Origin of the sequence: Hymenobacter baengnokdamensis, from assembly GCF_008728635.1 — a bacterium.
GTDB lineage: Bacteria > Bacteroidota > Bacteroidia > Cytophagales > Hymenobacteraceae > Hymenobacter > Hymenobacter baengnokdamensis.
In genome coordinates this window covers 508,795-521,851 of sequence record NZ_CP044285.1, presented here as the reverse complement: position 1 = coordinate 521,851, position 13,057 = coordinate 508,795, and the positions used below count along the sequence as shown (strand labels likewise).

Annotated in this window: 6 protein-coding genes; 3 read left to right on the top strand and 3 right to left on the bottom strand. The window is 60.7% G+C overall.

What is annotated here, in order from left to right; translation table 11 throughout:
- Positions 1-126 precede the first annotated feature (126 nt).
- The 3 genes from moaA to F6X24_RS02140 all read left to right on the top strand — a co-directional run bounded on the left by moaA (position 127) and on the right by F6X24_RS02140 (position 1,950).
- Positions 127-1,143 carry a GTP 3',8-cyclase MoaA gene (gene moaA, locus F6X24_RS02150; protein ID WP_151086199.1) on the top strand — a complete coding sequence of 339 codons (1,017 nt, stop codon included), beginning with the start codon at positions 127-129 and terminating at the stop codon, positions 1,141-1,143.
- A 53-nt stretch (positions 1,144-1,196) separates the two neighbouring features.
- A complete protein-coding gene (locus tag F6X24_RS02145) occupies positions 1,197-1,439 on the top strand; it encodes a MoaD/ThiS family protein (protein ID WP_151086197.1) in 243 nt (80 codons plus the stop codon).
- A gap of 70 nt (positions 1,440-1,509) precedes the next feature.
- On the top strand, positions 1,510-1,950 hold the full coding sequence (locus tag F6X24_RS02140) for a molybdenum cofactor biosynthesis protein MoaE (RefSeq protein WP_151086196.1): 441 nt from the start codon (positions 1,510-1,512) through the stop codon (positions 1,948-1,950).
- Positions 1,951-1,967: 17 nt separating this feature from the next.
- Here the strand turns inward: F6X24_RS02140 and moaC are convergent, their stop codons facing one another.
- The 3 genes from moaC to F6X24_RS02125 form a co-directional block, all read right to left on the bottom strand.
- Positions 1,968-2,462 carry a cyclic pyranopterin monophosphate synthase MoaC gene (gene moaC / locus F6X24_RS02135; protein WP_151086194.1) on the bottom strand — a complete coding sequence of 165 codons (495 nt, stop codon included), beginning with the start codon at positions 2,460-2,462 and terminating at the stop codon, positions 1,968-1,970.
- Positions 2,463-2,602: 140 nt separating this feature from the next.
- Positions 2,603-7,471: an Ig-like domain-containing protein gene (locus F6X24_RS02130; protein WP_151086192.1), complete on the bottom strand. Its 4,869-nt coding sequence runs from the start codon at positions 7,469-7,471 to the stop codon at positions 2,603-2,605.
- 334 nt (positions 7,472-7,805) lie between these two features.
- Positions 7,806-13,040, bottom strand: a complete 5,235-nt coding sequence (locus F6X24_RS02125) for a T9SS type A sorting domain-containing protein (protein ID WP_151086191.1) — start codon at positions 13,038-13,040, stop codon at positions 7,806-7,808.
- Positions 13,041-13,057: the final 17 nt, after the last annotated feature.

Genomic DNA, 13,057 nt, shown 5'->3' with positions numbered 1-13,057 from the left:
TTACCAAACTATTCGCGGCAGGCACGCAACAAATTTTCGTATTAGCCCTACAAGAAGCTGCGCTGGCTTGTTGATACAAGTACAGGCTTTGGGTATACTGCCCTCCACTGCTGTAAATTTGAGTTGATGCCACCCTTATCCTTCCCTCAGTTGTACGACGCCCACGGCCGGCCGCTTGAATACCTGCGGCTGGCAGTTACGGACCGCTGCAACCTGCGCTGTTTTTACTGTATGCCCGAAGAGGGTATTACTTATTTGCCTAAGCACGAGCTGCTTAGCTATGAGGAAATGCTGCGCCTGGTAGGCGTAATGACGCAGCTGGGCGTGCGCAAGGTGCGCCTTACCGGCGGTGAGCCCTTCGTGCGCCGCGACCTGGTGCCGTTTATGGAGCGCCTGGCGGCCCTGCCGGGTCTCAGTGATATCAGCCTGACTACCAATGGTGTGCTTACGGCACCCCACGTGCCGGCCCTGGCCCGCCTGGGCATAAAAGCGGTTAACCTAAGCCTCGACACCCTCGACCGCCAGCGCTTTTTTGAGATAACCCGCCGCGATGAGCTGCCGCAGGTGCTGCGCACGCTGCATGCGCTGCTTGAGGCGGGTATTCAGCTGAAAATCAATGCGGTAGTAATGGATGGGCGTAATATCCAGGACCTGGTGCCGCTGGCCGAGCTAAGCCGCGAGCTGCCGGTTGACGTGCGGTTCATTGAAGAAATGCCCTTTAACGGCGGCAGCCATATTGCCACGCCCGAGTCGCTGCCCTGGAACCACCGCCGCATCCGGCAGCATCTGGAGGCGCATTTGGGGGAGCTGGCGCCGGTGCCCATGCCCGTGGGAGCCACGGCCAGCGAGTATACTATTGCCGGCCACCGGGGCAGCGTGGGCATCATCGCGGCTTACTCGCGCACGTTCTGCGGCAGCTGCAACCGCCTGCGTCTCACCGCCGAAGGCGGCATCAAAACCTGCCTCTATGACCAGGGTGTGCTCGACCTGCGGGCGCTGCTGCGCAACGGCGCAACCGATAACGACCTGGCCGAAGCCCTGGCCCAGGCTTTTTATCACCGCGCCGCCAACGGCTTCGAGGCCGAGCGCCTGCGCCCCGTGCACCAGCTCAATTTCGAGAGCATGGCAACCATTGGCGGATAACCTTAGTGAGCAATAAATAATTGCTGGAAAACTGCTTATTGCGCACTGATACGATGAATCTGACCGTTTCTCTGTTTGGAATTGCCCGCGAAATCGTGGGGCAGCCGTCGCTGACGCTTACTGCGCCCGCCGGGCAGTCGGCCGCCGGGCTGCTGGCCGAGCTACGCACCGCCTACCCCGCGCTGGCTGGCTTGCGCAGCCTGGCCGTAGCGGTTAATAATGAATACGCTGCTGCCAATGTGGAGCTGCACGAGCGCGATGAAATTGCGCTGATTCCGCCCGTAAGCGGCGGATAATATAGTATTTATTTAATGTTTTGAGCGTGGCGCTACTGCATTGAGTAGCCCATGTGCTCTTCGCTCTGCCATGGCTGACCAGTCTGCTGCTCCTTTACTTATCGACCTCACCGACCAGCCCATCGACGTGGCGGCGGTGCTGCACGCGGCCGAGTCGGACGAGGCGGGGGCGGTTAACGCCTTCATTGGTACGGTGCGCAACCGCAGTGAAGGGCGCCGCGTGATGCGCCTGCACTACGAAGCCTACCCACCCATGGCCCTGCACCAGCTGCGCCGTGTGGCCGAAATGGCCCTCGAAAAGTGGCCTATGCTGCGCAAGGTAGCTGTATCGCACCGCCACGGCACCCTCGAAATCGGTGATGTGGCCGTAGTGGTGGCGGTATCGACGCCGCACCGCGCCGATTCGTTTGCCGCCTGCGAGTACATTATCGATACCTTGAAAGAGGTAGTGCCTATCTGGAAAAAAGAGGAGTACGAGGATGGTACCGTGTGGGTAGCCGCTCACCCGTAGCCAGCGGGGCGCTACCCTTAGCCTAGATGGTGAAAGTCGGACTTGCCGCCGGTTTTCTCCACCAGCCGCACCTGCTCAATCACGATGTCGTGCGACATCGCCTTACACATGTCATAGATAGTAAGGGCCGCCACGGAGGCGCCGGTGAGCGCTTCCATCTCGACGCCGGTCTTGCCCGTAACGCGAGCCGAGCATTCAATCAGTACCGAGTCGGGCAGCACTACTTCGATAGTGAGCTGGCAGTCGTCGAGCCCGAGCGGGTGGCAGAGCGGAATAAGGTCAGCGGTTTTCTTGGCCGCCATTACGCCGGCCAGGATGGCCGTTTGAAACACCGGTCCTTTGCGGGTGGGCAAATCGCCGGCCTGCACCAGCGCCAGAATATCGGCCCCGAGGCGCACCCGGGCGCGGGCGCGGGCCAGGCGGGCCGTGATGGCCTTGCCGCCGACGTTGACCATGGCCGGCTGGCCGGCTGGGTTGATGTGGGTGAGCGAAGAAGAAACCGAATCAGGCATAAGAAAAGCGAAAGCACAAAGTACGGGTTGCCGGCCGGGTTGGTAACTGGTCAGAGCCTTCAGACTAAGTTGGTAAAAATATAAAAAAGCCTTCCTGCATTCGGCAGGAAGGCTTTTCAGGAGGAAAAAGACAGTGCAGGCTATTCTTTGGTCAGGTGCAATACCTGGCGCAGTTGACTGCCATCGGCCTTGGTTCCGCTTACCAGCACCAGGTAGGAGCCACTGGCCAGGTCGTTGACAGCAAGCGGGCGGGGCTGCCCGCCTGCCAGCGCCCACTGGCGGATAGTGCGGCCGGTTGCATCGAGTAGGCGTACCTGATAGGTAGTAATAGCAGGCAGGGAGCTCAAATCCAGGGCAGTGCCCTGGCTGGCTACCGGGTTGGGATAAAGAGTCAGGTTGCTGCTGGCATCTGGTACAAATGACACCACCCGCACCGGCGAGTAGGCCGCCGTGCCATTTACATCAACCTGACGCAGGCGGTAGTAGACCAGCTTGCTCATGGCCGCCGCATTGCGGTCGGTAAACTGGTAGCTGGTGCCTGTTGCTACCGTGCCCTGCCCAGCTACCTGGGCAAGGGCTACGAAGTCGGTGCCCAGGCCGGTTGTGCTGCGCTCAATGGTAAAGTAGGCATTGTTGAGCTCGCTCGCAGTGTGCCAGTAGAGCTGGGCGCTGGTGCCACTAGCCTGGGCCGTAAAGTCCGTGAGCGTAACGGGCAGCGGGCCCGAGCTTACCGGAATGGTGTAGGTGGCCGTGTTGCTGGAGCCCGCGCCTTCGCTATCCGTAGCCGTGTACTTAAACGAGGCCGTGCCGGCTGAGCTGCCGTTGGGCACGTAGTACAGAGACCCGCGCTGAGAATAAGGAATAATCTGTCCGGCTACAACCGTCGTCCCATTGGCTCCGCCCAGGCGAAGGCTGCCCAGCGTGGGCACCGTCTGCATGACAAACGAGGCAATAGATACGCCGCTGGAGGAAAGCGTAGCCTGCAAGGGCGCAATGCTGGTGGGCGGGGCCGTGTAGGAGATGCCGGGCGAGTTATTGACATCTACGGCCTGCAAATCCACACTGCACGTGCCGAAGTACAGGTCGTCGAGGCCAAAGTCGTTGCCACCGGCCGCCCGGTTGATATCGCGCACCTCAAAGGTGGCCGTGCGGTTGGCGCCCGAGTACCATACTCCTGAAAACTGCTGGTATTGGCCCACCGTGGTCGAAAGCGTAGTCGAAACCGAGGCCGACTTACCGTTTATCACGAAGCCCAGCACGGCCGGGCTTTGCGGGTTTACCGACTGGGCATAGCCCGAGAAGTTGTAGTAGCGGTTGGGTATAACATTCACAACCTGCGCATATACCTTGCTCTGGTTGGCATCGCCGTTCACTATCATAAAGTTGCCGCTGCCCCCGCGTCCTAGGCCAGTAAAGCTGGCGTGGTAATAATGAGCATCGGCATCAACGGCATAGGTGCTTTCGGGATACAAGCCGCCTGGGCCACCCGTAACGGCCGAGGCCGGCCGGGCGACAAAGGTGTAGGCTGATGTGAAAGAGCCATCGTTGCCCGTCTCGAAACCAGGGTTTTGTAGCAGGTTGGAACCGTTGGCCGTATTGCATACCCGCGAGGGGTCAAATACATTGATGCTGACCGTGGCTATGTTGGAGCAGGCCGGCGTAGTGGTGGTCTGGCAAATCTGGTACTGAAAGCTGTCGGCTCCCAGGTAGCCGTTGTTGGGTGTATAGGTGTACGACCCGTCGGCGTTGAGGGTCAGCGTGCCATTGGTAGGTCCTACCAATTTCGTAACGGTAAAGCTGGTTACGTTACCCGCGTTGCCATCGTTGAGCAGAACGTTGCCGGCAGTAGAGGTATTCTGCGGCGCATCGAGGCCGTCGTCGTTGGCTACAAAGCCGTTGCTGTTTACTACCGGGATAGAGTAGGTCGCGGTGTTGGTGCTGGTAGTGCCCGCCGCATTGGTAGCGGTGAAGGGGAAGGAGGCAGTGCCCGTAAAGCTGGTAGTCGGCTGGAAAGTCAGCAGGTTGGTATTAGCCGTGAGCACTACCTGGCCAGTGGATAGAATTGCTGCACCGTTATAAAGCAGGGTGCCGTTGGTGGCCGGGAACACCTTAAATGAGCTAATGGTGCTACCGGGGTCGTCGGCCGCCTGCGGCACGGTCAGGCCGGGGTTGAGGACGGCGGCCGCCGCGTTCATCCCAATCTTGAGGTTGGCGACATCATACGCCGTGGGGCTGGTCATGATGGGCACATTACCCGAAAACTCCGAGGTGCTCGTGTTGAGCGTGGCAGTGCTGGTAAGTAGCCCCCCGGACGTTTTCAACGCCGTACGCTGGTCGCTCGTCAGGCCATTGAGCGAAATAGTCAGGGTAAACGCCACGCCCGAGCCCGAGCCCTGCGCAAAGCCATTGATAGTAGCGCCACTTGCCCCGTAGCTTGTAGTAGTGCCCGAGCCAATCACCATCGAGCCCAGATAAGAGCTGCCCTGCCCAAAATTATTGCCCATGCTTGGGCTGCTCACGGCATTGGGGGTAGCAATAAACAGCTCCACAGTGCTTGCGGTAGTGGCGATACCCGTCACTGTGAGGGAGGTGCCGCTAAGTTTGGCAGTTTGCAGAATAGGGTACCTGACGAGCCCGTTGGCGTTGGTACCCGTCGTGACGGAGCCATTCAGGGTTACATAGGGCGCATTGGCGTTGCCGGCGGTGGCACCAATATTCTGGTTGTCATTCACTATTTGCAGGTCAATCCCAATATCTCCGGTAGCCGCCGAGCCGTTGGCTGAAGTTATTGAGCCATTTTTGTATATGGAATTTTGACTAACTGTTGTGTTCGTCACGTTTGGCGTGAGGCGAACACCTGCGCCATAGTTGCTATATATCAAATTCTGACTAACGGTATTGCCTGTGCCATAAATGCGTATGCCAGCATTGCCATTGGTCGTGGTACTTGTGCTACTGTTCCCAATGCCGTTGTTGGTCACCGTGTTGCCGGTCCAGACGTTGCTACCCGCCGAGCTTAGTCCATCCAGGCCGATTCCGGCATTGTTGATGACCAGATTATTTTGGATGGTAGAGCTGCTGCCCTCCACATCCACGCCGGCCAGAATGGTACTGCCTTGCAGATTGTTACCGCGTATTTCGTTCAGGCTGATGGTAGCCCCCGTAACGCCGCTACTCGTATTGAGGCCCTTGCCCTTATGAAAGCCAATCAGGTTGTTGATAGCCTGTAAGCCGGTGCCGGCCGTAACCCGCACGCCATCAGCCGAATTGCCGCCGGAGGGCAGCGAAAAGCTGGCGGCAGAAGCCCCGATAATATTGCCGAACAGCGTGACATTATTGGCCGACACCCGCAGGTTAGCGTAAGTATCGGAGTTTACCCCATTGCCAAAGCCATAGATGGCCAGCCCGGTAACGCCTTCGCCCGCCCCCGTCAGGTCGAGCCCAACCGTAATAAGCGTATTGCCATTGAGCTGGATTTCCGGTGCATTCAGCTGAGGCAGCACCACGGCATTTACCCCGGCGGTAGTCCCGGCACCCAGGGTTACATTATTAGTATTGCTCGTGTTGGCTGCCTGCGTCCAGCCGTTGATAACGGTGGCCGGCCCGGTGAGAGCCGGCAGGATGTTGGCGGCAGCGGTAAGGGCAATAGTAGCTACTCCTGAAGTAAGCTGGCTGGCGGGGCCTCCGGTGCTGGTGCCATCGTAGGCCCGCAGGCCGCCGTGCGCTGCGCCGTCGGGGATAGAAAAGATGCTGCTTTCAGTGGCGGCGGGCAGCGGCGTAATGACGGTGCCGGCCCCCACTACCTGGTTGAAGTAACTACCGGCCTGGGCCAGGGTGCTCTCATTGCCTAAGGCATTGGAATTCACAATAAACTGAGCCAGCGAGCCTTGTCCGCTCGCTTTAGTATTCACAACAAGGTCGAAGTTGAAGCCAAAGTCGGTGCCGGTGGCGTTGCCGGAGCTTCCCACGGCTATACTGTTGAACGCCTGAACTGCCTGGCTGGAACTGGTAAGCGCAGCCAGCGTGGTGGTACCGGGGTTGGCCGGGGCATCGGGCAGGGCGGGGTTGGGGCCGCCCACCCGGTTGGCGATACCGCCCGAATAAGTGACGATGGGAAGCAGCGTGCTGACATAGCCAGCGCGGGCCGACGATACGCTGCCGCTTACTACGCGCACCGTGTAAGAGGTGTTGGCTACTACCTGTGGCGACGGAAAGTTGTAGAAGCCGGCTGCATCGGTGGTGGTAGAGAAGAGAAAGACTCCTGTTGAGCTGTACAGCTCAACTTTGGCACCCGGCCGCCCAATAGCGGCCGTAAAGCCTGAGGCAGCGGCCGAGCTGGTAGCCGTAGCCAATGGCCGGCCCGCGCCACCACCGTAGTTGACGTCTTCAAACACGGTGCCGGCAATGCCGCCCGTATTCGTCTGCACCAGCGCCATATCATCCAGACCAAAGTCGTTGCCATTAGCAGACGTGATGAGGTCGGTTAGGGTCAGCGTAAGCTGTGTGCTGGTGCTGCCAGTGGTGATAGTATAGGACTTTTGCTGCCAGGTAGTACCGGTTGCGGAAAATGTACCGGCCGTAGTAGCCACCGCGTCGTTATTGCCCTTGTATTGGAGCTGTAAGTTGGCCGGGGTAGTAGCATTTAGATTACGTTGCCAATAGGAGAAGGTATAGGTGCGGTTGGATTGTACAGTAATGGTCTGCTGCCAGACAATCGTGGTTGCACTGCTGGGTCCATCCACGGCCATGAGCACGCCGGGGCTGCTGCCCACCGTATGGTCGGTAGCGGTGAACCCAGAGTTGAATTTACTGGCGTCGGGCAGTATCAGGTATTGGCCGGCGGCCGACGAGCCCAGGGTACCCATTGTGAGCTGCGTGGTAAAATCAGCCGGGGCAGCGGCTACGCTGGTCGCCGTCCCAAAGTCTGGTTTAGCTACCAGATTCTGGCCTGATACTCTGCTTGCAGAGAGCAGCCCTAGGGCCAAAGTCAGGCGAAGAAGTTTATTCATAAGCACATTGAGCTAAAAAGCGAACTACTGATGAGCCGCAAAGGTACTGGTTAAAAATAGCTGGTGTGGTAAGGGAGGGGGATAAAAAGTCGTATTGCAGAATTCTAAATAATAGAACTTTATAATATAAACCTACTTTTTTGAGCCGAATAGCTGAATGCGATAAGAGTGCCTATTAGAGGTGCTTGCCAATTCGGGTGCCAGGCCCAAAGCCGACCGCCCACCCCAACCGAGCAGTGCCCGGACCTGAAAGTTGTGCTAATCCCCTGGAAAACAAAAAAGCTCCTCTCAGATGAGAGGAGCTTTTTCCAGAAAGACAGCTGGTGTGAGCGGGCTATTCTTTACTCAATTGCAGCACCTGGCGCAGTACCGAGCCATCGGCCAGGGTACCGGTTACTACTACATGGTAGATGCCGGTTGCGAGGCTTGCCAGGCTCAGGGACTGAAGCTGGCCGCCGGCCAGCGTGGCCGCCAGTACCTGGCGCCCGGTGGCGTCCAGCAGCGCTACCTGGTAAGAACCGGTGGCGGGCAGCTGGCTCAGGTCCAGGGTGGTCGTCATCGTTGCTGGGTTGGGGTACAGCGCCAGGGCTACCGTAGCAATCTTGGTGAAGCTTACTGCCCGAACTGGCGAGTAGGAGGCGGAGCCATCGAGGTCTACCTGCCGCAGGCGATAATAAGCCGTGCCTTGCGTGCGGGCCGCAATGTTGGCATCGGTATAGGTATAGCCGCTGGTAGTGGCCGTGGTACCCTGGGCAGCCAGCTCCGCTATTTTGCTGAAGCTCGTGCCTTCGAGACTGCGCTCGACCTCAAAGTGGTCGCTGTTCTGCTCCGAGGCGGTGGTCCAGGTCAGTAGCGCGTCACGGTTCTGCACGGCAGTGGCGGTAAAGGCCGTGAGCACAACCGGCAGCGGGTAGGCCCCGATGCCAAACGTAACGGGTGCGGTATTGGTACCGCCGTTGCTATCGGTAGTCGTAACCGACACCGTGTAGGTCTGGGCCGTTTTATTGTTAACCAGTAAGCTGGCATTGCTAACGTAGATAGTTCCGGTAGCGGGGTTGAGGCTTACCCCGGCCGGCAGGGTACCCGAAGCCAGCACGGCGTTGGTGCCGGTAGTGGGCAGGCCATTGGCCGCGCCGGCTTGCAGAACGCCGGTCGTCGTGTCGTAGATAGTGCCGGCCGAGGTGTACACTGCCGTGTTGGGGTCAGTTACCTGCGCCAGGACATCGTTGTTGGCGTACTTGCTGGTTTTCGAGTCGTTGTATTTCACGTAGGAAGTCGACTGGTCGGCCGCTACCGGGATGGTGTAGCCTGCTACTGGCGACTGGTTGCTGGCGGCATCGGTAGCCAGGTAGGTGAACGAGGCATTCCCCATGAACGACGTGCTGGGCAGGAAGCGCAGCGTGGCGGCCTGCGCGGCAGTCAGCGTCTGGTTGGCGGCCACGGCGGCATACGTACCCGTGCTGCTGCCGTTGTTGCTGTAGTACAGTACGCCCTGCGAAGTGGGCGGGATGCTCACGATGGTAAACGGCGTCGTAGTGCTGAGCGCGTTCTCGGGGTCAGAAGCGGCCAGCGGCGAGATGAGCAGGCCATTGGGCATCAAGCTGTTATTAGCAGCGGTGTTGCCCATTGGGCTTTGCAGGGTATTCACCACGGCGTAGGCCAGCGGGGGCTGGTTGGTAGCCGTAGTGGTGGTGGTCGCGCTGTTGTTAGCGGTATTGCTTTCGCCGGTTACCGCTACGTTGGCCGTGAGCGTGAGGCCGCCTGCGGGCTGGACCACGGTAAAGCTGTTGGCCACGGCGCCGTTGCTGCCAGCCGCCTGGCCAGCAGCTACCGTCCAGGTGATGGTGTTGCCTGAATACGTTCCGCCATTCGTGATGTTGGTGGGCGTGAGGCCACTGGGCAGCGTTACCGTCTGGGTAGTGGCGTTGGCCGTGAGCGACGCGCCGTTGTTGGTGGTCGTTACGGTATACGTCTGGCTCGTGCCGGCCAGCGCCGTAGCCGGGCCGCTGATGCTCGTTACCTCATCGAACACGGGCGTGATGGTTACACTGGCGCTGTTCACGTTGTTGGCCTGAGCAGCGGCCGTTGCCGGCTCGCTCGTGTCGGAAGTCGTGGCGGCGGTAGCCAGCAGCGGCCCGTTGGTCGGGGCCGTTACCTGCACCTGGTAGCTGACGTTGCCGGTGCTGCCGGTAACCTGGCTGGCTACGGTCGGGAAGGTAACCAGGCCCGAGGTCGTGTTGTAGGTAGTGCCGTTGCCGAAGGTGATAACGTTACCGCTCAGCGTGCCCGCCGATTGTCCTACTACCTGGACACTGGCCGTCGTCAGGCCCGGTACCAGTTGCAGCGTGGGCCGTACGTTCACGGCCGGGTCGGTGCCGATGTTGCCGTAGGTCGCCGTAAAGGTTACGGCCGCGCCGGCGTTGACGGGGCTGGCCGAAGCCGCTACCGTCGCCGTGATATCAGCCGAGGTTGTAGTAGTCGGGGCGATGCTGGTAGCAACGCTGCTCGTGTTATTGCTGGCAATAGGGTCGGCTGCCGCCGAGCTGGCCGAAGCAACGCCGGTGGTCTGGCCACCGGTGGCATTGGGCATTACGTAGGTCACGTAGTTGCTCACCGTCTGGCCGTTGGCCAGGCTGGCCAGGGTCGGGAAGGTAACCAGGCCCGAGCTCGTGTTATACGTAGCGCCGCTGCTGTAGGTGATGACGTTGCCGCTCAGCGTACCCGTCTGGCCACCCACTTGCAGGGTAGCCGGGGTAAAGCCGGTTGCCAGCTGCAAGGTCGTTACGGTGCTGGTAGCCACCGAGGGGCCGTTGTTGGTGGTGTTCACCGAGTAAGTAACCGCGTTGCCCACTACGGCGGTGGCCGGGCCGGCTACCGTGGTGGCCAGGTCGGCCGAGGCGGCTACCGTAGTAGCGACGCTGGCATTGTTGTTGGTCGCCACGGCGTCGGAGCTGCTCGACCCAACGCTGCTGCGCGGGCTGAAGCTCAGCGCCGGGGCGGCAAAGGTCAGCTTGTATACCTGGGTGGTCCCGTTGGGGTCCGTGGCCAGGGTCGGGAAAGTAACCAGGCCGGTGGTGGTGCTGTACGAAGCCCCGCTCACCGCATTGCCCGCGCCATCGGTGATGGTGACGCCGGCCAGGCCGGCCGGCAGCTGCGCCGTCTCAGTGACGCCGGTGGCAGCCATCGGGCCGTTGTTGAGGAAGGTAGCCGTGTACTGAACCGACTGGCCCGCCGTAGCCGAGGCCGGGCCCGCGATGGTCGTGGCCAGGTCGGTCGATTGCAGCAGCGTAACGGCGACTGCCGCCACGTTGTCGGCCGGTACGGGGTCGGTGTTGGAGGTGCTTACCATCGCCGTCGCCAGCAGCGGGCCGTTGCTGCCCGTGGAGGCCGGGGCCGCAAACGTAATCGTGTTGCTCACGCTCGTGCCGCTGGTGCTGCCGTTCACGCCGTTGGCCAGGGTAGAGAAGGTCACGATGCCGGTCTGCGTATTGTATGTGGGACCGTTGGTGCCAAAGGTGATAACGTTGCCGCTCAACGTACCCGTAGTGCTGTTTACCTGAATGGTACTCGTAGTAAAGCCCGGCAGAATCTGCACCGTTTGCGAAACGCCGGTAGCCTGGCCGGGGCCGTTGTTGCCCGTGATGACGGTTAGCGTAACGTTACTGCCCACCGTGGTAGTAGCTACCGACGAGCTGATTTTAGTGTAAGCGTTGGCCGTGCCGGCAGCTGTGGTGCTCACGGCCACCGAGGCCGGACTGGTGCTGGTGCTGCCGTTGATACCAACCGCGTTGTTGGCCGTATTGGTATCGCCGGCCGTGGTGGCAGTCGAGGCGGTGTTGGGTGTTACCAGGGCCGTGGGGGCGAAAGCCGTGCCGGGCATGGTAAAGCTCACGGTATTGGCGACCGTCTGGCCGCTGGGCACGTTGGGCAGCGTGGGGAAAACCACCCCGCCGGCCGGTACGGCCGGGTAGGTCACGCCGTTTGCTACCAGGGTCTGGGCCGAGGTGGAGGAGTTATACACCCCGCCGTTGCTTACGTACACGTTAGTCAGGCCGCTTACCAGCTGTAGGGTCTGCACGGCGTTAGCTACGGCGCTCGGGCCGTTGTTGGTCGTGGTCACCGCCAGGGTTACTGGGTCGCCGGCTACGGCCGAGGTTGGGCCCGTCAGCGTCGTGGCCAGGTCGAAGGCCGGGGTGATGGTCATAGCCGTATTGGCCGTGTTGTTGGCCGTCTGGCCGGCTTCGCTGGTCGTTGTCGATACGGTGGCTGCGGCCACGACCGGACCGGTCGCCGGGGCATCGAACGTGATAACGGAGGTGGTTGGGGTGCTGCTGGCGATAGACGTCAGGCCCGCGTAGGTAACCACCCCTGTTGCGCTGCTATATACGCCACCGTTGGTAGCCGTTACGTTGGTCAGGCCCTTAGGCAGCTGCACGGCGGCTACTACGCCGGCTGCCGTAGCAGGACCGTTGTTGTTGAAGACCACCGTAAACTTGGGCGGCGTGCCGGCCGAGGCTAGCGTACCTGCCGCTACCGAAGCAGTAGTAGCCGTCACGGTCGTGAAAACATCGGCCGTCGGCGCTACCGTAGCGTTGATGGTCGAGCTGTTAGGCGCCGTGTCGCTGCCCTGCGGAGTCGTCGTCGTTACGTTGCTCGTAATGGCCACGCTACCCGTGGCCGTCGTCGCCGGTGTGAAGCTGAAGCTGAAGGCGTTGCTGGCACCGCTGACCAGCGTAGAAGCCGTGCCGAAGTCAATCGTGCTGCCGGTGAGGGTAGCCCCGGTAGGCAGTACTACGCTAGTGGCGCCCGCGGGCAGCGTTACCTGCCGGGTTACGGCAGTAGCCGTCGAAGGGCCTTCGTTGGTAAACGTTGCCGTGTACGTGCCCGTTGGCTGGCCGGCGCTCACGGTCGAGGGACCGGTGAGGGCAGTTGTCACGTCGGCAATCGGGCCGATGGCCGTCGTGACGGAGGAAGTATTATTGGACGTCAGGCCGCCTTCGGTTGTTGTGGTTGAGGTGTTCGAGGTAGCCGTTACCGGCCCGCTGCCGGGCGCCACGTAGGTAATGGTATATGTATTGGAAGCACCCGAAGCCAGCGAAGTAGCCGGGTAGGTTACCGTGTAGCCCGACAGCACGTTGCCGGTGATGGTGGCACCAGCCGCGATAGGGTTGAGTACGCCAGCCGGCAGGCTTACCGTGCGCGTGACGCCAGCCGCCGGCTGGGCCCCGATGTTGCTGAAGGTGGCACTGAGTGTTACCGTCGAGCCGGCATTGGCATTGGCGGGGCCCGTGATGGTAGTCGCTACGTCGGCGATGCAGTTAGCGCCAGCCGTACTGTTGGCAATGCTATTGCTAATAGCTGAGTTGCTTATGCCGATAGTGCCGGGCGCTGAGCCGTAGGCAATAGCACCGGGCACAGTCGTACCATTAGTGCCGCCGTTAGCAGTTGCGGTAGCCGTCACAGTGCTATTAGTCAGGATAACCCCGCCGCCGCCGCCGCCACCGGGACCGTGCGAGGTGCCTGCCCCGGCATTATTGCCGCCCGTACCACCGTTAGCAGTGAGGGTCAAGGTAGCCGATTGATTGT

Coding starts and splice junctions, on each gene's coding strand:
- moaA (WP_151086199.1), top strand. CDS start 127: ATGCCACCCTTATCCTTCCCTCAGTTGTACGACGCCCACGGCCGGCCG.
- F6X24_RS02140 (WP_151086196.1), top strand. CDS start 1,510: ATGGCTGACCAGTCTGCTGCTCCTTTACTTATCGACCTCACCGACCAG.
- F6X24_RS02130 (WP_151086192.1), bottom strand. CDS start 7,471: ATGAATAAACTTCTTCGCCTGACTTTGGCCCTAGGGCTGCTCTCTGCA.
- F6X24_RS02145 (WP_151086197.1), top strand. CDS start 1,197: ATGAATCTGACCGTTTCTCTGTTTGGAATTGCCCGCGAAATCGTGGGG.
- moaC (WP_151086194.1), bottom strand. CDS start 2,462: ATGCCTGATTCGGTTTCTTCTTCGCTCACCCACATCAACCCAGCCGGC.